Origin of the sequence: Burkholderia sp. MSMB1589WGS (assembly GCF_001636105.1) — a bacterium.
GTDB lineage: Bacteria > Pseudomonadota > Gammaproteobacteria > Burkholderiales > Burkholderiaceae > Burkholderia > Burkholderia humptydooensis.
In genome coordinates this window covers 2,432,244-2,454,588 of record NZ_LNJT01000008.1, presented here as the reverse complement: position 1 = coordinate 2,454,588, position 22,345 = coordinate 2,432,244, and the positions used below count along the sequence as shown (strand labels likewise).

At 67.5% G+C, this 22,345-nt stretch carries 16 protein-coding genes and 2 pseudogenes; 13 read left to right on the top strand and 5 right to left on the bottom strand.

Translation table 11 applies throughout. From position 1 onward, the window contains the following. Nucleotides 1-9 precede the first annotated feature (9 nt). The 7 genes from otnK (at nt 10) to WT16_RS27975 (ending at nt 7,381) form a co-directional block, all read left to right on the top strand. Complete coding sequence (otnK, locus tag WT16_RS28005) at nt 10-1,353, top strand: 3-oxo-tetronate kinase (protein WP_063534721.1); 1,344 nt, start codon at nt 10-12, stop codon at nt 1,351-1,353. After that, nucleotides 1,350-1,991 carry an aldolase gene (locus tag WT16_RS28000; RefSeq protein WP_006028798.1) on the top strand — a complete coding sequence of 214 codons (642 nt, stop codon included), beginning with the start codon at nt 1,350-1,352 and terminating at the stop codon, nt 1,989-1,991. The genes otnK and WT16_RS28000 overlap by 4 nt, the downstream gene beginning before the upstream one ends. A 102-nt stretch (nt 1,992-2,093) precedes the next feature. Next, on the top strand, nt 2,094-3,416 hold the full coding sequence (locus WT16_RS27995; protein WP_009915291.1) for an MFS transporter: 1,323 nt from the start codon (nt 2,094-2,096) through the stop codon (nt 3,414-3,416). Between the two features lie 61 nt (nt 3,417-3,477). After that, complete coding sequence (gene otnI, locus WT16_RS27990) at nt 3,478-4,254, top strand: 2-oxo-tetronate isomerase (RefSeq protein WP_015603788.1); 777 nt, start codon at nt 3,478-3,480, stop codon at nt 4,252-4,254. Nucleotides 4,255-4,281: 27 nt separating this feature from the next. After that, nucleotides 4,282-5,253 carry a D-erythronate dehydrogenase gene (denD, locus tag WT16_RS27985; RefSeq protein WP_063534720.1) on the top strand — a complete coding sequence of 324 codons (972 nt, stop codon included), beginning with the start codon at nt 4,282-4,284 and terminating at the stop codon, nt 5,251-5,253. 271 nt (nt 5,254-5,524) lie between these two features. Next, complete coding sequence (locus WT16_RS27980) at nt 5,525-6,217, top strand: aspartyl/asparaginyl beta-hydroxylase domain-containing protein (protein ID WP_063534719.1); 693 nt, start codon at nt 5,525-5,527, stop codon at nt 6,215-6,217. A gap of 189 nt (nt 6,218-6,406) precedes the next feature. After that, nucleotides 6,407-7,381 (top strand): hypothetical protein, encoded by a 975-nt coding sequence (locus WT16_RS27975; protein ID WP_063534718.1) that lies wholly within the window; start codon nt 6,407-6,409, stop codon nt 7,379-7,381. A gap of 71 nt (nt 7,382-7,452) precedes the next feature. On the opposite strand, the pseudogene WT16_RS33245 reads toward WT16_RS27975, so the two are convergent. From WT16_RS33245 to WT16_RS27955, 5 genes and pseudogenes are all read right to left on the bottom strand, one after another. Continuing rightward, nucleotides 7,453-7,650 (bottom strand): annotated as a pseudogene (locus WT16_RS33245) (lipid A hydroxylase LpxO); the annotation flags it as partial. A gap of 23 nt (nt 7,651-7,673) precedes the next feature. Beyond that, the gene (locus WT16_RS27970; RefSeq protein WP_009915293.1) at nt 7,674-8,624 is read right to left on the bottom strand and encodes a choline ABC transporter substrate-binding protein; all 951 of its coding nucleotides are present in this window, start codon (nt 8,622-8,624) and stop codon (nt 7,674-7,676) included. 119 nt (nt 8,625-8,743) lie between these two features. Further along, nucleotides 8,744-9,742, bottom strand: a complete 999-nt coding sequence (locus tag WT16_RS27965) for a GlxA family transcriptional regulator (RefSeq protein WP_015603856.1) — start codon at nt 9,740-9,742, stop codon at nt 8,744-8,746. A 114-nt stretch (nt 9,743-9,856) separates the two neighbouring features. Beyond that, nucleotides 9,857-10,759 (bottom strand): choline ABC transporter permease subunit, encoded by a 903-nt coding sequence (gene choW, locus WT16_RS27960; protein ID WP_006028807.1) that lies wholly within the window; start codon nt 10,757-10,759, stop codon nt 9,857-9,859. After that, nucleotides 10,752-12,212: pseudogene (locus WT16_RS27955) on the bottom strand (glycine betaine/L-proline ABC transporter ATP-binding protein); the annotation flags it as partial. The pseudogene WT16_RS27955 and the gene choW, both read right to left, overlap by 8 nt. A gap of 106 nt (nt 12,213-12,318) precedes the next feature. Between WT16_RS27955 and WT16_RS35305 the strand changes: the two are divergent. The 6 genes from WT16_RS35305 (at nt 12,319) to WT16_RS27905 (ending at nt 22,155) form a co-directional block, all read left to right on the top strand. Next, nucleotides 12,319-12,705, top strand: a complete 387-nt coding sequence (locus WT16_RS35305) for a hypothetical protein (RefSeq protein ID WP_231892121.1) — start codon at nt 12,319-12,321, stop codon at nt 12,703-12,705. An 80-nt stretch (nt 12,706-12,785) separates the two neighbouring features. Further along, nucleotides 12,786-13,448, top strand: coding sequence for an NAD(P)H-dependent oxidoreductase (locus WT16_RS27945; protein ID WP_063534716.1), 663 nt, complete (start codon nt 12,786-12,788; stop codon nt 13,446-13,448). Nucleotides 13,449-13,640: 192 nt separating this feature from the next. Next, nucleotides 13,641-13,856 (top strand): hypothetical protein, encoded by a 216-nt coding sequence (locus WT16_RS27940; protein ID WP_004198708.1) that lies wholly within the window; start codon nt 13,641-13,643, stop codon nt 13,854-13,856. Between the two features lie 129 nt (nt 13,857-13,985). After that, entirely contained in the window at nt 13,986-14,888 is a 903-nt protein-coding gene (locus tag WT16_RS27935) for a hypothetical protein (protein ID WP_063534715.1), read from the top strand. Nucleotides 14,889-15,890: 1,002 nt separating this feature from the next. Then, on the top strand, nt 15,891-21,749 hold the full coding sequence (locus tag WT16_RS34155) for a YadA-like family protein (RefSeq protein WP_156521521.1): 5,859 nt from the start codon (nt 15,891-15,893) through the stop codon (nt 21,747-21,749). A gap of 85 nt (nt 21,750-21,834) precedes the next feature. After that, nucleotides 21,835-22,155, top strand: coding sequence for a hypothetical protein (locus WT16_RS27905; RefSeq protein WP_063534712.1), 321 nt, complete (start codon nt 21,835-21,837; stop codon nt 22,153-22,155). Nucleotides 22,156-22,345 lie beyond the last annotated feature (190 nt).

Genomic DNA, 22,345 nt, shown 5'->3' with positions numbered 1-22,345 from the left:
TTGCCCGCCATGAGCCCCGATCAAGCCTTTCGCCCCCTGCTCGGCTGCATCGCCGACGATTTCACCGGCGCGACCGATCTCGCGAACATGCTCGTCAAGAGCGGCATGCGCACCGTGCAGATGATCGGCGTGCCGGCCGCCGGCGCGCCCGTCGAGGCCGATGCGATCGTCGTCGCGCTGAAGTCTCGCACGATCCCCGCCGCCGACGCGGTCGCGCAATCGCTCGCCGCACTCGCCTGGCTGCGCGCGCAGGGCTGCCGCCAGTTCTTCTTCAAATACTGCTCGACGTTCGATTCGACCGACGCGGGCAACATCGGCCCCGTCGCCGATGCGCTGCTCGACGCGCTCGGCGGCGAGCGCGCGTTCACGATCGCGTGCCCCGCGTTCCCCGAGAACGGCCGCACCGTCTATCGCGGCCACCTGTTCGTCGGCGACGCGCTGCTCAACGAATCCGGGATGGAGCGCCATCCGCTCACGCCGATGAAGGACGCGAACCTCGTGCGCGTGCTGCAGCGGCAGACGGCGTCGAAGGTCGGGCTGATTCGCCATGACGCGATCGCGCTCGGCACGTCCGCCGTGCGCGAGACGATCGACACGCTGCGTCGCGACGGTGTCCGGATCGCGATCGCGGACGCGCTGACCGATCACGACCTGTACGTGCTTGGCGAGGCGTGCGCGGACCTGCCCCTCATCACGGGCGGCTCGGGCGTCGCGCTCGGCCTGCCGTCGAACTTCCGGCTCGGCGAGCTGTTGCCCGAGCGCAGCGACGCGGCCGTGCTGCCGAAGATCGACGGCGCTGCGGCAGTGCTCGCCGGCAGCGCGTCGAAGGCGACCAACGCGCAGGTCGACGCGTGGCGCGTCGAGCGCCCCGCGTTCCGGATCGATCCGCTCGCGGCCGCGCGCGGCGAGCCCGTCGTCGAGCAGGCGCTCGCGTTCGCACGCGCGCATCTGCCGCAGCCGGTGCTGATCTACGCAACCGCCGCGCCCGACGAAGTGAAGCAGGTGCAGCAGGCGCTCGGCGCCGAAGCCGCCGGCCACCTGGTCGAGGCGACGCTCGCCGCGATCGCGCGCGGGCTGCGCGAGATGGGCGTGCGCAAGTTCGTCGTTGCGGGCGGCGAAACGTCCGGCGCCGTCGTGCAGGCGCTCGACGTGAAGGCGCTGCGGATCGGCGAGCAGATCGATCCCGGCGTGCCCGCCACCGCGACGCCCGAAGGAAGTCCCTGTGGGGCGACCGAAGGAAGTCCCTGTGGGACGACCGGCGCGCAACCGCTCGGCCTCGCGCTCAAATCCGGCAACTTCGGCGCGACCGACTTCTTCGAGAAGGCGCTGCGCGCGCTGGAGGGCGCCGCATGAGCCCCGCCGAAGCGAAGCTGCGCGACGAGATCTGCGAGATCGGCGCGAGCCTTTACGCGCGCGGCCATGCGGTCGGCAGCGCGGGCAACATCAGCGCGAGGCTCGACGACGGCTGGCTGATCACGCCGACCGACGCGTGCCTCGGCCGCCTCGACCCGGCCGGCATCGCGAAGGTCGATCGCGCGGGCAACGCCGTGTCGGGCGGCAAGCCGTCGAAGACGCTCGCGCTGCATCGCGGCATCTACGCGCACAACGCGCAAGCGCGCGGCGTCGTCCATACGCATTCGACGCACCTCGTCGCGCTCACGCTCGCGGGCGTCTGGCGCGACGCCGACGTGCTGCCGCCGATCACGCCGTACTACGTGATGAAGGTCGGCCACATTCCGCTCATTCGTTATCGCCGGCCGGGCGACCCCGCAGTGGCCGCCGAAGTCGCGGCGCTCGCCGATCGCGTGCGCGGCGTGCTGCTCGAGCGGCTCGGCCCAGTCGTCTGGGGCCCGTCGGTCGCGCACGCGTCGTACACGCTCGAGGAGCTCGAGGAGACCGCGCGCCTCTGGCTGATGACGAATCCGAAACCCGAGCCGCTCGGCGAGCCCGCGCTGGCCGAATTGCGCGACGCGTTCGGCGCGCGCTGGTAACGCAGTCCTGCCCGCCGTGTGCGCGGGCCATTCACCAGCACACGACACAGCGCACGGCCGCGCCACAGGCGGCCGGCGTCGACAACCAAGGAGACAGCGGAAATGATTCCCAGCCAAGCAGCCGCGGCCCGGCCGCTCGAGGCGGCCGGACAGGCCGAGCTCGACCTCACGTACAAGAAAGTGTTCTGGCGCATCGTGCCGTTCCTGATGCTCTGCTATGTGGTCGCGTACCTGGACCGCGTGAACGTCGGCTTCGCGAAGCTGCAGATGTCGCAGGATCTCGCCTTCAGCGAGACCGTGTTCGGCCTCGGCGCGGGGATCTTCTTTCTCGGCTACTTCCTGTTCGAGCTGCCGAGCAACATGCTGATGCACCGGCTCGGCGCGCGCATCTGGATCGCGCGGATCATGATCACATGGGGGCTGCTGTCCGCGGTCTTCGCGTTCGTGAAGACGCCGACGCAGTTCTACGTGCTGCGCTTCCTGCTCGGCCTCGCGGAAGCGGGCTTCTATCCGGGCGTGATCCTGTACCTCACGTACTGGTTCCCGACGCATCGCCGCGCGAAGATCATCGCGGTGTTCATGTCGGCGATTCCGGTGTCGGGCATCTTCGGCAATCCGCTGTCCGGCTGGATCATGCAGCGGTTCCACGGCGGCTCGGGCTTTCACGGCTGGCAGTGGATGTTCGTGATCGAGGCGGCGCCCGCAATCGCGATCGGCATCGCGACGATCCTCTATCTCGACAACAACATCCGCGGCGCGAAGTGGCTCACGGAGCGCGAGAAAAAGCTGCTGACCGACGAGATCGAAGCGCAGCCGCACGAGCGCGACAAGCACGCGCACTCGCTCGCCGCCGTGCTGCGCGATCCGCGGATGTGGTGGATGTCGCTGATCTATTTCACGTTCGTCACCGGCCAGTACGGGCTCACGTTCTGGATGCCGACGCTCGTCAAATCGACGGGCATCACCGATGCGCTGCAGATCGGCCTGCTGAGCGCGATTCCGTTCGCCTTCGCGATCATTGCGATGAACCTGTTCGGCCACAGCGCGGACCGTCGCCGCGAGCGCCGCTGGCACCTGATCGTGCCCGCGGCGATGGGCGCCGTCGGCTTCTCGGTGGCCGCCGCGTACTCGCACAACACCGCCGTGTCGATCCTGTTCCTGTCGATCGCCGCGGGCGGCGTGCTGACCTGCGCGCCGCTCTTCTGGTCGCTGCCCACCGCATTCCTCGCGGGCACGGGCGCGGCCGCCGGCATCGCGATCATCAACTCGATCGGCAACCTCGCCGGCTTCGCGAGCCCCTACCTGATCGGCTATCTGAAGGACGCGACGAGCAGCACGTCGACCGGCATGTACGTGCTCGCCGCGATGCTCGTGATCGGTGCGATCGCCGTGTGGCTCACACCGGCGAAGCTCGTCAACCGATAATCGATTGTCGGCGGGGCGGCTCGCCGCCCCTCTCTCAACCTCCGGACCTGGAACCGACGCCATGCCACGCTTCGCCGCCAACCTCACGATGATGTACAACGAGCACGCGTTCCTCGACCGCTTCGCCGCCGCGGCACGCGACGGCTTCAAGGCGGTCGAGTACCTGTTCCCGTATGACTTCCCTGCCGCCGAGCTGAAGTCGCGCCTCGACGCGAACGGCCTCGTGCAGGCGCTCTTCAACGCGCCGCCCGGCGACTGGGCGGCGGGCGAGCGCGGCATCGCGTCGCTGCCGGGCCGCGAGGACGAGTTCAGGCGCGCGATCGACACCGCGCTCGGCTACGCGCGCGTAATCGGCAACGACAAGATCCACGTGATGGCGGGCCTGATCGCGCCGACGCAGGATCGCGCGCGGCACCGCGACGTGTATCTGCGCAACCTCGCGCACGCGGCCCAGGCGGCGAGTGCGCAGAACGTGACGATCGTCATCGAGCCGATCAACCCGCGCGACATGCCGGGGTTCTTCCTCACCCGCCAGGACGACGCGCAGGCGATCTGCCGCGAAGTCGGCGCGCCGAACCTGTTGGTGCAGTTCGACTGCTATCACTGCCAGATCGTCGAAGGCGATCTGGCGACGAAGCTCGAGCGCGACATCGCGGGCATCGGCCACATCCAGATCGCCGGCGTGCCGCAGCGGCACGAGCCTGATATCGGCGAAATCCACTATCCGTATCTGTTCGGGCTGATCGACTCACTCGGCTACGACGGCTGGATCGGCTGCGAGTACCGGCCAAAGGCTGGCACGTCCGAGGGTCTCGGCTGGCTCGCGCCGTATCTGTAATCCCGCATTCTCACGAGGCACATTGCGATGAAGGTTCTCATCACTGGCGGCGCAGGCTTTCTCGGCCAGCGTCTCGCGAAACGGCTGCTCGCGCGCGGCGAGCTGGCCGGCCCGAACGGCGCGCCGGCGCGCATCGGCGAGATCGTGCTGCTCGACGTCGTCAAGGCCCATGACTTCGGCGATCCGCGCGTGACGACGATCGTCGGCGACATCGCCGAGCGCGCCGTGCTCGATGCCGCGATCGACGCGCGCACGCACGCGATCTTCCATCTCGCGGCGATCGTCAGCGGCCAGGCGGAAGCCGATTTCGACCTCGGGATGCGGATCAACCTCGACGCGTCGCGCCTGCTGCTCGACGTGTGCCGCGCGCGCGGCCACCAGCCGCGCGTCGTGTTCACGAGCTCCGTCGCGGTGTACGGCGGCGCGCTGCCCGACGTCGTACAGGACGACACCGCGCTCGATCCGCAATCGTCGTACGGCGCGCAGAAGGCGATCGCCGAGCGGCTGCTGTCGGACTACGCGCGCCGCGGCTTCGTCGACGGCCGCGTGCTGCGGCTGCCGACGATCAGCGTGCGGCCGGGCCGGCCGAACGCGGCGGCTTCGTCGTTCGCGAGCGGCATCATCCGCGAGCCGCTGAACGGCGAGGAAGCCGTGTGCCCGGTGCCGGGCGACACGCGGCTGTGGCTGCTGTCGCCGCGCCGCGCGATCGACGCGCTCGTCGCCGGCTGCGAGCTCGACGGCGCGACGCTCGGCAACCGGCGCGTGATCAACCTGCCGGGAATCTCCGTGACGGTCGACGAGATGATCGACGCGCTGCGCGAAGTCGCGGGCGCCGACGCGGTCGCGCGGATACGCCGCGAGCCGGACGAGCGGATCGCGCGGATCGTCGGAAGCTGGCCTGGCCGGTGGGACACGTCGCGCGCGCAATCGCTCGGCCTTGAAGGCGACGCGAGCTTCGCCGACGTGATCCGCGGCTACATTGAGGACGACCGGCGATAAGCCGCCACCCGACGACGGTCGACGGTAAGCCGCGCTGCCCGCCCGCGTTGCGGCGCGGACGGGCGCGCCGAACCGGTTCCACGCGGGCCCGCGGCGCCCCGTCCTGCGGCATCCGCGCGACACGCGCCGCCGACGGACGCGCATCCTGCCGCGTTTGCGACTATCGTTATAAGAATCCGGTCCTCGATTTCGCGCCCGCGTGCCGCCGGGCGCGCGAACGAGCGACCGAACGACCGGCCGCGCACGACGCATCGGCCACGAACGCTCGGATATGGCTGCCCTCTATGATTTCGGCGCGCGCAAGCTGCGCGCCCTCTACGATCGACGGCTGCGCTGCGACGCCGTGCTGGACACGGCCGCGCTGTTCCCGGACGCCGCGCGCTTCACGCGCGCATGGCGCGCGATCCGCGACGAGGCGCTCGCGGTGTCGCGCGACCTGAGCCGGATTCCGCGCTTCCACGAGATCATGCGCGAGCAGGCGGCGATCTCCGCAAACGACGCGCGCGACTGGCGGATGTTCATCATGCAGGCATACGGCGTGCGCTTCCCGCAAAACATCGAGCGCTGCCCGACGGTCGCGTCGATCCTCGCGGCGTCGCCCGACGTGCTGTCCGCATCGTTCTCGTTCCTCGCGCCCGGCAAGCACATCCCGCCGCATCGCGGGCCGTTTCGCGGCATCCTGCGCGGCTATCTGGTGCTGTCGATGCCGATGCGCGCGAACGGCACGCCCGCCGCCGTGCTGAAGATCGACGGCCGCGACTACCGGCTGCACGACGGCCAGTTCCTGCTCTGGGACGACACGTTCGAGCACGAAGTCTGGAACGAGAGCGACGACGTGCGGATCGTGCTGCTGCTCGACATCCGCCGCCGCGATCTGCCGCTCGCGCTCGCGCTGCTGTCGGGCGCGCTGATCCGGCTCGTGCGCGTCGCGATCCGGCTGCGCGGCGGCGCGATTCCGGTCTAGGGTCGTTCACGCTGGCAACGGGCTTGCGCCGGCCACCCGCACGAACGCGTCGATAACGCGCGCCGCCCCGCTTCGTCGCAACCCGCTTCGCTTTTCGCGCGCGCGCTTCGCATCGCACGGATGCATCGCGCCGCCTCGTTCGTAACATCATGGCATCGCCCGCTGCCGGCCACTTCCCTGCGCCTTGTCATGATCCAACTCTCCAGCGACATCGTCGTCACCCCGTTCGCGACAAACCTTTCGGCCTCGTTCGACAACGAGCGTCTGCCCTTCGCAGTCGACGCCGACATCCGGCAACAATTGCACGCACTGCTTCGCCAAGCGACGCACGGCGGCAGCGAGCCCGATTTGCGGCCATTGCAGCCGCAATGGCCGCAGCAGCCGCTGCAGTTCGCGACGACACAGCCGGACGATGCCGGCGATCCGCTGTCGTTCGTCGATGCACCGGACGACGCGCCGCCCGCGCGCTGCGTCGCGTCGCCGGATGCGTCGATGGCGCGCTTCGCGACGCAGATGCCCGATGCATCGACGCGCCGCCCGCCCGGCGACAACCGCACCGCGCAGCAGATCATCGACGACAATCCGCTCCTCAAGAATCTCGGCAACCAGAGCGGGATTCGCGACAAGCTGAACCAGTTCGTCGGCGGCAACATGTCCAACGATCCCGATCAGGCGTACAAGGCGGCGGCGCTGCTCACGTACGTGAAGAGCTCGAAGAACCGCGAAGGCGGCGAGCGGCCGGACGGCGTCGTCGGCGACGGCAAGATCGACGGCTTCACGAAGGACGGCGACGCGCGGCACGGCACCGAAGCGGGCCTGTTGCAGGACGTCGTGGGCGGCGGCGGCTGGCAGCATCTGCGCGAAACCGGGCACCAGCTCGACCAGACGAGCGACACGCACGTGCGGCTCGACGGCACCAACAAGGACAATCTCCAATGGGGCTTCGAGCAGGCCGGCAAGTACATCGTCGCCGTGTTCAAGGGCATCGGCAAGGCGGTCGTCGACATCGTCACGAAGGGCCGCTTCAATCCGGTGTCGGCCGTGCTGAGCGTCGTCAAGGAAGTCGGCACGTCGGTCGCGAAGCAGGCGGTCGAGGACAGCAACCTGTCGAGCGACGCGAAGCAGAAGGCGAACAAGGTATTCGGCGCGCTCGATTTCTTCTGATCCGGCGGCGGCCGCTCGACGCCTGCCCCGCGAAGCCGGCGGCCGAGTGCTCACCACCACGGAATCGCGACGAGCATCCCGCCGACCGCGCCGTTCACCGCCTGCGCCCAGCGGTATTTCATCGGCCGCTCGATGTCGCAGAACAGAATGCTCCGGTCGCGGCCGGTGCGGTTCTCGGCTCAGCGCAGACAGGTCTCGTCGAACCTCGCCGCCTTCACCGGCGGCAGCTTCGACAGGATCGCGAGCGAGCGCGGGCAATGCGCGAGCGCCTCGTCGCGAAACGCGCGCGGCGTTACTGAATCCCGAGGTAGTGCCTGACGGCGGGCAGCCCCGGCTTGCCGTCGAACGTCGTCACCCCGGCGAGCCACTTGTCGAGCGACTGCGGATTCGCCTTCAGCCACGCGGCCGCCGCCTTGTTCGGATCTTCCTTGTTCATGATCGGCAGCATCACATGGTTCTCGATCGACGTCGAGAACTGCAGGTTCGACACGAACTTCGCGACGTTCGGGCAGCGCGCCGCGTAATCGGGCGGCGTCGCGGTCAGCACCTTCGCCTCGCCGTAGTTCGGGCCGAACACGTCGTCGCCGCCGCTCAGATAGTCGATCTTCATCTGCACGTTCATCGGATGCGGCTCCCAGCCGAGGAACACGATCCACTGCTTGTCGCGGATCGCGCGGTTCACCTCGACGAGCATCCCCGCCTCGCTCGATTCGACGAGCTTGAACTTGCCGAGGCCGAACTGGTTGCCATCGATCATCTTCTTGATGAGCGCGTTGCCGTCGTTGCCGGGCTCGATCCCGTAGATCCTGCCGTTCAGCTTGTCCGCGTACTTCTGGATGTCGGCGAACGACTTCAGGCCGCCCTGATACACGTAATCGGGCACGGCGAGCGTGTACTTCGCGCCCGTCAGGTTCGGCGTGGCGAGCACCTTGATCGTGCCCGCCTTCGTGAACGGCGCGATCATCGGGTCCATCGTCGGCGACCAGTAGCCGAGAAACACGTCGATCTGCTTGCTCTTGATCCCCGCAAACGTGATCGGCACCGAAGCGATCGTCTTCGTCGGCGCGTAGCCGAGCCCGGCGAGCATCGTCGACGCGAGCCCCGTCGTCGCGGCGATGTCGGTCCAGCCGACGTCCGCAAAGCGCACCGCCTTGCAGGTCGGCGGATCACCCGCCCGGGCGCTCGCGAACGGCGCGGCCGCGATGGCGAGCCCACAGGCCGCCGCGATCAGATTTCGCTTCATCGTGCTTCTCCTCATCACAAAGATGTCGTCAACATGGGATCGGTTCGTGGCTCACGCGCGCCGCGACCCCGACGGCCACGCGCTTGTTTCGATACGGTTTCGATGCGGCCCCGATGCGCTCAGCGCGCCGACACGCGCCGCTCGTGGCTCGGCGCATGACCGAACTGCGCGCGGTACGCCTTGCTGAAATGGCATGGCGAGTGAAAGCCGCAGATCGTCGTCACGCGCGCGATCGATGCGTCGGTCGTGCGCAGCAGGTCGCGCGCGCGCTTCAGGCGCAGCGTCAGGTAATAGTGCGTCGGCGACACGTTCAGATAGATCCTGAACATCCGCTGCAGATGCCGCTGCGAGAGCCGCACGAGCCGCGCGAGCTCTTCGAGCGACAGCGGCTCCTCGATGTTCGCCTCCATCAGCCGCACGACCTCGATCAGCTCCGCGCGCGAGAAGCCGACGCGTGCGTCGACCGGAATCGGCTGCGGATCGGTCGCGCTGCGGATGCGCTCGAGAATGAACTGCTCGGAGACTTGCGCGGCGAGCGGCTGCCCGAGCCGCGCGCCGACGAGGTTCAGCATCAGGTCGAGCGGCGCGGTGCCGCCCGTGCAGGTGAGCCGGTCGCGATCGACGACAAACAGCTCGTCGGCGAAGCGCACCTGCGGAAACTCCGCGTGCAGCGCGGACAGGTTCTCCCAGTGCACCGCGCACCGGTAGCCGTCGAGCAGCCCGCACGCCATCAGCACGTACGCGCCCGTGCAGATGCCGCCGAGCGGCACCGCGCGCGCGGCGAGCGCGCCGAGCGCGCCGCGCACCGCCTCGTCCATCGCCTCACGAATCCGGATGCCGCCGCAGACGATCACCACGTCGGGCGGATCGTCGACGTCGAGCGGCTGCGTCGGCCGCACCGCGATCCCGTTGCTCGCATGCACGGGCGCGCCGTCGAGCGAGAGGATCGACCAGCGGTAATGGTCCGCGCGCGCGACGTAGTTCGCCATGCGCAGCACCTCGACCGCGCTCGTGAACGCGATCATCGAGAAGTTCGGCAACGTCAGGAACCCGAAATGCGCAGCCGAGGAAACCGGCTCGGCGCAGGCGGCGGGTGCGGCAGCGGCGGCGGACGTCACATCGCTCTCCAGCGAACGGGTTGCACGAAGCCGCTCCGGCGGCGGGCGGGCCCGCCGGAGACGACCGGATCGGCGAAACGAAGAAACCGGGGAAACGAACGAAAGCGGAAAACGTCAGGCCTGCGCGACCGACGATCGCGAGCGCGGGCCGAACAGTTGCCGGAAGCCCGAGAAGAGCGGCGCCTTCGCCGTGCCCGGCGCGCGGCCGAAGCTCTCGGTGATGCGGTCGAGGATGATCGCGAGCAGCACGACCGACAGGCCGCTCTCGAAGCCCAAGCCGATGTCGAGGCGCTGGATGCTCGCGAGCACGTCGTTGCCGAGGCCGCCCGCGCCGACCATCGACGCGATGATCACCATCGACAGCGCCATCATGATCGTCTGGTTCACGCCCTGCATGATCGACGGCAGCGCATTCGGGAACTGCACCTTGTACAGCAGTTGCCACGGCGTGCAGCCAAACGCCTGCCCCGCCTCGACGATCTCGCGGTTCACGTGGCGGATGCCGAGGCTCGTCAGGCGCACAGCGGGCGGCATCGCGAAGATCACCGTCGACAGAATCCCCGGCACGCGGCCGAGGCCGAACAGCATCGCGGCCGGAATCAGGTAGACGAACGCGGGCATCGTCTGCATCAGATCGAGGATCGGCCGCACGATCGCCGCGACCCACTTGCTCTTCGCGGCCCAGATGCCGAGCGGAATGCCGAGCACGAGGCTCACGATCGTCGACGACAGCGTGAGGCCGAGCGTGACGACCGTCTGATCCCAGAAGCCCGTGGCGAAGATCAGGAACAGCGACGCCGCCGTGAAGATCGCGAAGCGCCAGCCGACGCGCCAGAGGCCGACGCCGACGAAGCACGCCATCATCAGCCCCATCGGCACGGCTTGCAGCCCGTGCTCGACGAGCGCGGCGAGCCCCTCGATCGCGCGGCCGATCGCGTCGAACGTCTTCGCATCGTGGTCGAGCAGATAGTGAACCGACTGGTCGACCCAGCTACCGAGGGGAATGAGTTCAGACATGGGAACCTCGCGAACGCGTAATGGCTTTCAGAAGCACGGCCCGGTCGACCGAGCCGCAGTAACAGCCGTCGTCGTCGACGACGGGCAGCGCGTGCGGATGCGCGACGCATCGCTCGACGACGTGATCGAGCGATGCGTCGCGCGGAATGCTCTCGACCTGGCGCACGTTCGGCGTCGCGCCGTTCAGCGCGTCGCGCGTGACGAAGCCGCGGATCTTGCGCGCCTCGTCGAGCACGAACGCGTATTCGGCGCTGCCGTTCAGCGACGCGGCGACATGCGTCGCATCGAGCTTCGACACGGTCGGCACGGCGCCCGTGAGCATCAGGTCGCCCGCCGTCAGGTAGCGGCTCGTGTCGATGCCTTCGAAGAACGCGCGCACGTAGTCGTCGGCGGGGTTCGCGATGATCTCCTGCGGCGTGCCGACCTGCACGAGCCGGCCGCCTGCCATGATCGCGATCCGGCTGCCGATGCGCAGCGCCTCCTCGAGATCGTGCGACACGAACATGATCGTGCGGCGCTGCTCCTTCTGCAGTTGCAGCAGCACGTTCTGCATTTCCTTGCGCTTCAACGGATCGAGCGCGGAGAACGCCTCGTCCATGATCATCAGCGACGGGTTCACCGCGAGCGCGCGCGCGAGGCCGACGCGCTGCTGCATGCCGCCCGACAGCTCGGCGGGCAGCTTGTGCGCGAACTGCGCGAGGCCCACCTGCTCGAGCACGCCCATCGCGCGGCGCTCGCGGTCCTTGCGGCCCATGCCGGCCACTTCGAGGCCGAACGCGGCGTTCGACAGCACCGTGCGCTGCGGCATCAGCGCGAACGACTGGAACACCATGCTCATGTCGGTGCGGCGCAGCGCGGTCAGCTCCGCGCGGCGCACCCCCGCGACGTCGCGCCCGTCGATCAGCACCTTGCCGGCGCTCGGCTCGACGAGCCGGTTGACGAGCCGGATCAACGTCGACTTGCCGGAGCCGGACAGGCCCATCAGCACGAAAATCTCGCCTTCCCGCACGTCGAACGACACGTTGTGCACGCCGACCACCTGGCCCGTGCGCGCGAACACTTCATCCTTCGTCGCGCCTGCGGCGAGCATGTCCAGCGCTTGCCGCGGATTGCTTCCAAACACCTTGCACAGACCATCGACTACGACCTTCGGGGCATCCATTGCAACGTCTCCTCGTTGAGCGGGGAAATACGCCGTCACAGCGTGCCTACATGGTTGCCAGAAAAAACCCCGTGCAGCCGACGAATTGCGACAAACGCTTGCGCAAATACGACACGTCGGTACAAGTGCTGCGAACGACCGTTTCGGACCACCGACGAAAGGCGCCGGAGAGCGGCATGACGCGCCGCAGCGCGCGTCACGCGGCCGCGCCGGGCGGGCCGCCCGGCGACGCGCGCCCGTGCTACGCGCGGGAGGCTCCACGCGGCGTTTGCGCGGCGCCGCATCGCGCGCCGGATTTCCGCAGACTTATTCGCTGCGATGCGCGCTTTGCGCGCTTGAATCGGCGACGCGGCCGGGATATAGGCTCGATTCAATCTCTCCACAGCAACCGATAAGCATGGTCGATATCAGAACGCTCGACTTCAATCTGCTCAAAGCGTTCGACGCGCTGCTCGACGAGCGCGACGTGACGCGCGCGGGCTTGCCGTCGACGGGCGGCGCGATGTCAGACGCATCGATTCGAACGTTCGCTTCGCTGCCGATTCGATCCCGCGATGGCTCGTCGCTCGCCCGCGCCATCGCGCGACGCCCGCCTGCGCCGCGCACGAACGAAAAAAAGCCCCGCCGACATTCCAACCGGCGGGGCCAACCCATGTCAGAGAAGTTTCATGGAGGAGACGGAGCCGATCATATCGGCCGGCCGGGCGCATCCCAACCAAGCATTTCTGCTATCCAATTGCGTCGCGCGCGAAGCCGCGCAAGCGGCCGCCGGGTATATCGATAGAACGAAAAGTCGTTTCCCGCGCACCGATTGGCTCGCTAACATGCAACTCTCGGCCTGCCCCAGCCAGGCGCCGCACCCTCATGGAGCGCACTTTGACCGCATTTGACCAACACCGCCGGCCGTTCATCGTCGGCATCGGCGGCACGACCCGCGCGGCTTCGTCGACCGAGCGCGCGCTCGGCTTCGCGCTGCGCGGCGCGCAAGCCGCGGGTGCCCGCACCCGCCTGTTCGACGGCCCGTTCCTGCACACGCTGCCGCACTACGCGCCGGAGCGCCGCGCGCTCACCGACGCGCAACGCGAGCTGATCGACGCCGTGCGCGCGGCCGACGCGATCGTCATCGCCACGCCCGGCTACCACGGCGGCGTGTCCGGCCTCGTGAAGAACGCGCTCGACACGCTCGAGGAACTGCGCGCCGACGAGCGCCCGTATCTCGACGGACGCGCGGTCGGCTGCATCGTCACCGCGTACGGCTGGCAGGCGGCGGGCACCGTGCTGACGTCGCTGCGCGCGATCGTCCACGCGCTGCGCGGCTGGCCGACGCCGTTCGGCGCCGCGGTCAACACGCTCGAAACGCGCTTCGAAACGGTCGATCGCTGCTCGGATTCGAAGGTCGCCGCGCAGCTCGAGACCGTCGGCACGCAGGCCGCCGAATTCGCGCTCGCGTTCGCGTCGCACCGCGCGGCAACCCGTGTCGCGAGCGACAACGCGCTCGCGACGGTGCTGGAAGCCGCGACGCACTGAACGCACGCGCATCGCGCGCTCGCTGCGTGCGGCGGCGCGCGTGCGCTTCGACGGGCGGCCTGCTCCTCCCGCGCGTTGCCCCGCGCTGATGACCATTCGTTCGCGCCGGGTGATTTGCTTAAGCATAAAGATTGGTTCACGCGCACGCGTCGATTGCTTACGCTGCAACCTCGTCCCCCCTTCGCGAAAGCCATGAATCGTTCGATCCGCTACAAGGGCTATGAGGTCGCGCCCGCGGCGGCGCGCTTGCCGAACGGCCTGTTCGCCGCGAACCTCACGATCGAGAAAGCCGGCCCCGCGCCCGCGCGCGCCTACTCGTTCGACGCCATCGATTTCTTCTTCGACGAAGAGCACGCACTTGCCTACGCGTTCCGCTGGGGACGCCTGTGGGTCGATTCCCACTGTTGAGCCTGTCGCCGGCGCCGGCCGGCACGCGCGGCTGCCGCGGGCAGCGCCTGCGGCAGCGGCCGCCAAAATACGTGATTCATCGAGCTATGCAAGAATCGTCAGCTCCTGACATCACGATACCAATCAGCCATGTCTGACACGCTGCGACGAGAACAAGCGGCGGATCACGCTATGCGCAACTGGGTCCATGAGAGTCGCGGCCCAGTGCGAATCGGTTCCGACGCGCACAAGCAGATGTTCTGCAAGATGCTGCTCGACACCCACAACCCGTACAAGCCGGCCGTCATCGATTGGCCCGCCCTCGCCCCCGAAGCACTTCAGCGCCTGACGTCGCTGCCGATCTGGGACATCGCCGTGCAGACCGAGGGCCGCGCATCGATTCGCGTCGCGACGTTCGCGTCGACGGTGCGCGATCCGTTGCTGCGCGCCGCGCTCGACCTGAACGCCGCCGAGGAAGCGCGGCACAAGGTCGTGCTCTCGAAGCTCGTCGAGGCGTACGGCATCCGGCTCGCGCGCGAGCCCGCGTATCCGGCGCCGAAGGACGCCGAATGGGCATGGATGGTCACGGGTTTCAGCGAATCCATCGACAGCTTCTTCGCATTCGGCCTGTTCCGCTCCGCGCAGCGCTCCGGCTATTTTCCGGAAGAACTCGTCGAGACGTTCGAGCCCGTGATCCAGGAGGAAGGCCGCCACATCCTGTTCTTCGCGAACTGGTTCGGATGGTACTGGCGCAACATGCGATGGTGGCGCAGGCCGTGGCTGTTCGCGCGCGTCGCCGCGGTATGGGCGTTCCTGATCTGGGAGCGGATCGGCATCGCGCGCGGCATCGACGCCGACGGCGTCGCGCGCGACGCGAATTTTCCGGCCAATACGGCGGCAACTGTCGGCGACGCGCTGAATCCGCGCGAGCTGATCGAGCTGTGTCTCGCCGAGAACAACCGCCGGATGGCCGGCTACGACAAGCGGCTGCTGCGGCCGGCGATCGTGCCGCGGCTCGCGCGGTTCGCGCTGCGCTTTATCAGGAAGCCGTAATCGCGCGCGGTTGCGCGCATCGTCACGCATCGGGTGGGGCTGCTGCTCGCGAACGGACAAGCGGCCTTCGACGCCGCGATGGCGAAGATCGGACCTTGGGTTACGACGGCCCGACACATCGTTTAAAAAGAGGCGTACCCCATATCTAAATCGGTAAAAAATACCCTTACTTCGCGTCCATACGACTGGGCACGCTTACGCCCCGCCGGACGGGGCAGCGCTCGCTTCCGTGCGTCACCGCGCGGATTCGATCGCATTGGTTGCGTATCGCGCTCGGCCGCCTGAAACGACAGCAATACGAAAGCATTGTGACAAAGCGTTTCTGCCTGGAAAGGATTACCGACAATAAAGCGGCGACATGTAAATGAGCGAAAGACGTTTGGAAGATGCGTCCCATTTCCCGAGCACTTCCCACTCGGGATGAGCAAATGATCGTGTCTCATGGAACGAACCGCGGACGCCCGCCTGGTGCGGCGGCGCACGAACCGCCCGGTCGACAAAGAAACAAATTCCATCGCATTTCCACGCCAAACACCTTCATCAAAACAAAATGATTTATCCACTTGAATTGCATAAATTAACCCATTAACAAAACTCCACAAGAAAACATTACAATATTAAATTAAACAATATTACGAATAGAAAGGAATGGATTCGGCGCAAACGTTTTACATGAGACTGCAGTCTCCTTTCTGAAGCGCAAGCTACGCCCCGTAGTCCACCACTCCGCCACTGCCCTTTCCGCACGGGCCATCCACGGACCGATCGGCATCACCCCGGTTCATTCGTATTATCTATTAAATTAACAAAAATTGACCAATCACAACACTCCAGCCTCAAACTTTTTTTAACCATTTGCAAAGCCTGATTTTGCAATTCTTTGAAGTCTTGAAAACATCAATCAAATAGACTCCGCATACCAAATTAATCAGCGCGAGCACGGACTCTCAGGTCAGACAAATAACGCTCCCGTGTTGCGCTGCCCTCGGAGGCCGTTTTCGTATGAATCGCTCGTACCGCTCTATCTGGAATGAAGCGCTTGGCGCGTGGGTCGCCGCTTCGGAACTCGACTCGGCTCGCGGCAAGCCGAACAAATCGGTCGTGGCCGCCGCTGTCGCCGTCGCCGCCGCGCTGCTCGTCGGCGTCCCGTCACTCGCGAGCGCCGATACCATGATCCCCGGCAGCGTCAACGCGCTCGGCCAGTTCACGGTGCAGTCCTGCACGTCGGGCAGCGGCAATGCAACCGTCGGCCGCACGACGACGGGCAATACGAACGCCTACCCCGTCGACGGGTCGGGCACCTACTCGACCGTCTCCGGCTGTAACTCGAGCGGCAACAATCAGCTCGCGGCGACGGTCTACGGCGCGTTCGCGCAAGTCACCAACACCGGCGGCACCGCGATGGGCTTTCTCAGCTCGGCTGCGCTGTGGGGCACGGCGGCCGGCCTCGAAACGACCGCGAGCGGCACCGCCGCGACCGCGCTCGGCTTCGGCAGCACCGCCAGCGCGCTGAACTCCGTCGCCATTGGCGGCGCGGGCGGCAACGGCACGACGCCGCTTTCGTACGCGAACTCGACGATCGCATCCGGCGCGGGCGCGATCGCAATCGGCAGCAACGCGACGAAGGGGGCGCAGGCGAGCGCGCAGGACTCGATCGCGCTCGGCGGCCAATCGAGCGCGGCGGCGCAGTCGGGCGTCGCGATCGGCCGCGCGGCGACGGTCGGCACGAGCAGCACGAACGGCATCGCGCTCGGCGACAGCGCAACGGTTGCGGCGAGCAGCACGAACGCGCTCGCGATCGGCTACCAGGCCAGCGCCGCCGCCTCGAACACGACGGCCATCGGCGCATCGAGCACCGCCGCATACGCGAACAGCGTCGCGATCGGTCAAGGCAGCAAGACGGGCGCGAGCGCGCCCACCGGCACCGGCTACCTGACGGGCACGGCGGCGCCGCTGTCCGAAGTGTCGGTCGGCAGCGCGACTGCGCTGCGCCGCATCACGAACGTCGCCGACGGCTCGGCGCCGCAGGACGCGGTGACGGTCGCGCAGCTCAGCACCGGCATGAGCACGACGGCAAGCAGCATCGCTAGCCTGTCGACGTCGGCGTCGACGGGCATCAGTTCGCTGTCCACGGGGCTCAGCAGCATGAATAGCTCGCTGACCTCGCTGTCGACCTCCGCCTCGTCGGGCATCAGCACCGCGCAGAGCGGCGTCAACTCGCTGTCCACGGGGCTGTCGACCACCAACAGCGCGGTCGCCTCGCTTTCGACATCCGCTTCCACGGGGCTGAGCTCGGCGAACAGCTCGGTCGCTTCGCTGTCGACCTCCACGTCGACGGGTATCGGCTCGTTGTCGACTGGTCTCTCGACGACCAACAGCAACGTCGCGTCGCTGTCCAGCGGCCTCAGCAGCACGAATAGCTCGCTGACCTCCCTGTCGACCTCCGCCTCGTCGGGCATCAGCACCGCGCAGAGCGGCGTCAACTCGCTGTCCACGGGGCTGTCGACCACCAACAGCACCGTCGCCTCGCTTTCGACATCCGCTTCCACGGGGCTGAGCTCGGCGAACAGCTCGGTCGCTTCGCTGTCGACCTCCACGTCGACGGGTATCGGCTCGCTGTCGACTGGGCTCTCGACGACCAACAGCAACGTCGCGTCGCTGTCCAGCGGCCTCAGCAGCACGAATAGCTCGCTGACCTCGCTGTCGACCTCCGCCTCGTCGGGCATCAGCACCGCGCAGAGCGGCGTCAGCTCGCTGTCCACGGGGCTGTCGACCACCAACAGCGCGGTCGCCTCGCTTTCGACATCCGCTTCCACGGGGCTGAGCTCGGCGAACAGCTCGGTCGCTTCGCTGTCGACCTCCGCCTCGTCGGGCATCAGCACCGCGCAAAGTGGCGTCAACTCGCTGTCCACGGGACTGTCGACCACCAACAGCGCGGTCGCCTCGCTTTCGACATCCGCTTCCACGGGGCTGAGCTCGGCGAACAGCTCGGTCGCTTCGCTGTCGACCTCCACGTCGACGGGTATCGGCTCGCTGTCGACTGGGCTCTCGACGACCAACAGCAACGTCGCGTCGCTGTCCAGCGGCCTCAGCAGCACGAATAGCTCGCTGACCTCGCTGTCGACCTCCGCCTCGTCGGGCATCAGCACCGCGCAGAGCGGCGTCAGCTCGCTGTCCACGGGGCTGTCGACCACCAACAGCGCGGTCGCCTCGCTTTCGACATCCGCTTCCACGGGGCTGAGCTCGGCGAACAGCTCGGTCGCTTCGCTGTCGACCTCCACGTCGACGGGTATCGGCTCGCTGTCCACCGGCCTCTCGACGACCAACAGCAACGTCGCGTCGCTGTCCAGCGGCCTCAGCAGCACGAATAGCTCGCTGACCTCGCTGTCGACCTCCGCCTCGTCGGGCATCAGCACCGCGCAGAGCGGCGTCAACTCGCTGTCCACGGGGCTGTCGACCACCAACAGCGTGGTCGCCTCGCTTTCGACATCCGCTTCCACGGGCCTGAGCTCGGCGAACAGCTCGGTCGCTTCGTTGTCGACCTCCACGTCGACGGGTATCGGCTCGTTGTCGACTGGTCTCTCGACGACCAATAGCAACGTCACGTCGCTATCCAGCGGCCTCAGCAGCACGAATAGCTCGCTGACCTCCCTGTCGACCTCCGCCTCGACCGGCATCGGCTCGTTGTCGACTGGCCTGTCGACCGTTGCGACGACGACCAACAATCTCGGCAACAGCACCGCTGCGGCGCTCGGCGGCGGCGCGACGTACGATCCGGCCACCGGCGCGATCTCCGCGCCCTCGTACACCACGTACAACGCGAACGGCACGACCACCGCCAACACCAGCGTCGGCTCCGCCATCGACAGCATCAACGCCAACGGCATCAAGTACTTCCACGCGAACTCGACGGGCCCGGATAGCGTCGCGACGGGCACGAACGCCATCGCGATCGGCATGGGCGCGACGGCCGCCACGGCGAACTCGGTTGCGCTCGGCGCGAACTCGGTGACGGCCGCGGCCAACCCGACCAGCAGCGCGACGGTCGGCTCGACCACACTCGGCACGTTCGCGGGCAGCGCGCCCGTGGGCGTCGTGAGTGTCGGCGCACAGGGTGCGGAACGCCAGATCACCAACGTCGCCGCGGGCCAGGTCACCGCCGCCAGCACCGATGCGATCAACGGCAGCCAGCTCTACGCAGTTGCGTCGAAGCTCGACTCGGCCTCGAGCTCGATTTCGTCGCTCTCGACGGGGCTCTCGACGACCAACAGCACCGTCTCGTCGCTGTCCACGTCTACCTCGACCGGCCTCAGCTCGGCGAATAGCTCGATCGCTTCGCTGTCGACCTCCACCTCGACCGGCATCGGATCGCTGTCCACCGGCCTCTCGACGACCAACAGCACCGTCGCATCGCTGTCCACGTCTACCTCGACCGGCCTCAGCTCGGCGAATAGCTCGATCGCTTCGCTGTCGACCTCCACCTCGACCGGCATCGGCTCACTCTCGACGGGCCTCTCGACGACCAACAGCACCGTCTCGTCGCTGTCCACGTCGACCTCGACCGGCCTCAGCTCGGCGAATAGCTCGATCGCTTCGCTGTCGACCTCCACCTCGACCGGCATCGGCTCACTCTCGACGGGGCTCTCGACGACAAACAGCACCGTCTCGTCGCTGTCCACGTCGACCTCGACCGGCCTCAGCTCGGCGAATAGCTCGATCGCTTCGCTGTCGACTTCCACCTCGACCGGCATCGGCTCACTCTCGACGGGGCTCTCGACGACTAACAGCACCGTCTCGTCGTTGTCCACGTCCACCTCGACCGGCCTCAGCTCGGCGAATAGCTCGATCGCTTCGCTGTCGACCTCCACCTCGACCGGCATCGGATCGCTGTCCACCGGCCTCTCGACGACCAACAGCACCGTCTCGTCGCTGTCCACGTCTACCTCGACCGGCCTCAGCTCGGCCACCAGCTCGATCGCTTCGCTGTCGACCTCCACGTCGACCGGCATCGGCTCGCTCTCGACGGGGCTCTCGACGACCAACAGCACCGTCTCGTCGCTGTCCACGTCGACCTCGACCGGCCTCAGCTCGGCGAATAGCTCGATCGCTTCGCTGTCGACCTCCACGTCGACCGGCATCGGCTCGCTGTCCACCGGCCTCTCGACGACCAACAGCACCGTCTCGTCGCTGTCCACGTCCACCTCGACCGGCCTCAGCTCGGCGAATAGCTCGATCGCTTCGCTGTCGACTTCCACCTCGACCGGCATCGGCTCGCTCTCGACGGGCCTCTCGACGACAAACAGCACCGTCGCATCGCTGTCCACGTCCACCTCGACCAGCATCGGCTCGCTCTCGACTGGCCTGTCGTCGACCAACAGCAACCTCGCATCGCTGTCCACGTCCACCTCGACCGGCATCGGCTCGCTGTCCACCAGCATCAGCTCGATCACGACGAACACGACGAACCTCGGCAACAGCACCGCCGCGGCGCTCGGCGGCGGCGCAACGTACGATCCGGCCACCGGCGCGATCTCCGCGCCCTCGTACACCACGTACAACGCGAACGGCACGACCACCGCCAACACCAGCGTCGGCTCCGCCATCGACAGCATCAACGCCAACGGCATCAAGTACTTCCACGCGAACTCGACCGATCCGGACAGCGTCGCAACCGGCGCGAACAGCGTCGCGATCGGCCCGAACGCGGTCGCGAACGTCGACTACTCGGTCGCGATCGGCAGCGGCGCGACGACGTCGGCAGCCGTGCCCGTCACGTCGGCAACCGTCAGCGGCCTCACGTTCGGCGGCTTCGCGGGCAGCGCGCCCATCGGCGTGTTCAGCGTCGGCGCGCCGGGCGCGGAACGCCAGGTCACGAACGTCGCCGCCGGCCGCATCTCCGCCACCAGCACCGACGCCGTCAACGGCAGCCAGCTCTACGCGACCAACAGCAACGTCGCGTCGCTGTCGACCGGCCTGAACGCGACGAACAGCAATCTCGCATCGCTGTCCACGTCCACCTCGACCGCCGTCGGCTCGCTGTCCACCGGCCTGTCGACCACCAACAGCAACCTCGCGTCGCTGTCCACGTCCACCTCGACCGGCATCGGCTCGCTGTCCACCGGCCTGTCGACCACCAACAGCAACCTCGCGTCGCTGTCCACGTCGACCTCGACCGGCATCGGCTCGCTGTCCACCGGCCTGTCGACCACCAACAGCAACGTCGCGTCGCTGTCGACGAGCGTGACCAACATCAACACGCAGCTCACGTCGCTGTCGACGTCGATCACGAACAACGTGATCCAGTCGCTGCCCGCGAGCACCGGCGTCGCCGCCGACATGAGCTCGCCGAAGGCGGTCACGCCGTCCGTCACGGCCGGCTCGAACTCGGTCGCGATCGGCGCGGGCTCGAACGACGGCGGCCGCTCGAACGTCGTGTCGGTCGGCAGCGACACGCAGCAGCGCCAGATCACGAACGTCGCGGCGGGCACCGAAGGCACCGACGCGGTCAACGTCAATCAGCTCAATGCCGTGTCGACTTCGATGTCGCAATCGCTGTCGAACCAGCAGACGCAGATCAACAATCTCGGCTCGCAACTGAACCAGACACAGCAACAACTGCAGCAGACCGACACGATGGCCCGTCAGGGGATCGCGGCGGTCGCGGCGATGGCGTCGATTCCGCACATGGATCGCGACTCGAACTTCGCGATGGGCGTCGGCACCTCGTCGTTCCTCGGCCAGAAGGCGATTGCGGTCGGCATGCAGGCGCGCATCACCGAGAACCTGAAGGCGTCGCTGAACGGCGGCTTCGCCGGCAACCAGAAGGTGATCGGCGCGGGCATGCTCTATCAGTGGAAGTAACGACGACGGGCCGGCGCGGGCCGCCCGAAACGACGGACGCGCCCGATTCGCGTCCGTCGTTTCCACACCAGCTTGGAGAAACACGATGAAGCACATCGCAGGAATGGGATTGACGACGCTCGCCGCGCTCGCCGCGCTCGCCGGATGCAGCGCGTCGAGCGGGCCGACGTACACGGTGACGCAAACGAGCCTGCCCGGCCATCCGAACGCCTATCGCGTCGCCTGCGGCGGCGTTTTCGGGAAGTACGACACGTGCACGAAGATTGCCGCGCGTGTGTGCGGCGATCGCGCCGTCGAGACGCTCGAGCGCGCCGCCGACTATCGCGGCGACGGCCGGCGCAGCGAGCCGTCGAGCCTCACGTTCGACTGCGCGGCGGCGCAGAACGCCGCGCAGTCGGATCAGTAAGCCGCCAGGTCCCGCGCCGCATGCCGGCGCGCGTCCGAGCGCGAGTCGCCCGGCCCCGCCTCGGTTCGCCCTCGGTCCACTGTCGATCCGGCTCCCCCTGCTTCCTACCGACTTTGCCCCGGCCGCTTCGATCCGACTCCGCTTGCGCTTCGATCCGGCACAAAACTGCGATATCGTTCGAATCTCGAAA

Coding starts and splice junctions, on each gene's coding strand:
- otnK (WP_063534721.1), top strand. CDS start 10: ATGAGCCCCGATCAAGCCTTTCGCCCCCTGCTCGGCTGCATCGCCGAC.
- WT16_RS28000 (WP_006028798.1), top strand. CDS start 1,350: ATGAGCCCCGCCGAAGCGAAGCTGCGCGACGAGATCTGCGAGATCGGC.
- WT16_RS27995 (WP_009915291.1), top strand. CDS start 2,094: ATGATTCCCAGCCAAGCAGCCGCGGCCCGGCCGCTCGAGGCGGCCGGA.
- otnI (WP_015603788.1), top strand. CDS start 3,478: ATGCCACGCTTCGCCGCCAACCTCACGATGATGTACAACGAGCACGCG.
- denD (WP_063534720.1), top strand. CDS start 4,282: ATGAAGGTTCTCATCACTGGCGGCGCAGGCTTTCTCGGCCAGCGTCTC.
- WT16_RS27980 (WP_063534719.1), top strand. CDS start 5,525: ATGGCTGCCCTCTATGATTTCGGCGCGCGCAAGCTGCGCGCCCTCTAC.
- WT16_RS27975 (WP_063534718.1), top strand. CDS start 6,407: ATGATCCAACTCTCCAGCGACATCGTCGTCACCCCGTTCGCGACAAAC.
- WT16_RS27970 (WP_009915293.1), bottom strand. CDS start 8,624: ATGAAGCGAAATCTGATCGCGGCGGCCTGTGGGCTCGCCATCGCGGCC.
- choW (WP_006028807.1), bottom strand. CDS start 10,759: ATGTCTGAACTCATTCCCCTCGGTAGCTGGGTCGACCAGTCGGTTCAC.
- WT16_RS35305 (WP_231892121.1), top strand. CDS start 12,319: ATGGTCGATATCAGAACGCTCGACTTCAATCTGCTCAAAGCGTTCGAC.
- WT16_RS27945 (WP_063534716.1), top strand. CDS start 12,786: ATGGAGCGCACTTTGACCGCATTTGACCAACACCGCCGGCCGTTCATC.
- WT16_RS27940 (WP_004198708.1), top strand. CDS start 13,641: ATGAATCGTTCGATCCGCTACAAGGGCTATGAGGTCGCGCCCGCGGCG.
- WT16_RS27935 (WP_063534715.1), top strand. CDS start 13,986: ATGTCTGACACGCTGCGACGAGAACAAGCGGCGGATCACGCTATGCGC.
- WT16_RS34155 (WP_156521521.1), top strand. CDS start 15,891: ATGAATCGCTCGTACCGCTCTATCTGGAATGAAGCGCTTGGCGCGTGG.
- WT16_RS27905 (WP_063534712.1), top strand. CDS start 21,835: ATGAAGCACATCGCAGGAATGGGATTGACGACGCTCGCCGCGCTCGCC.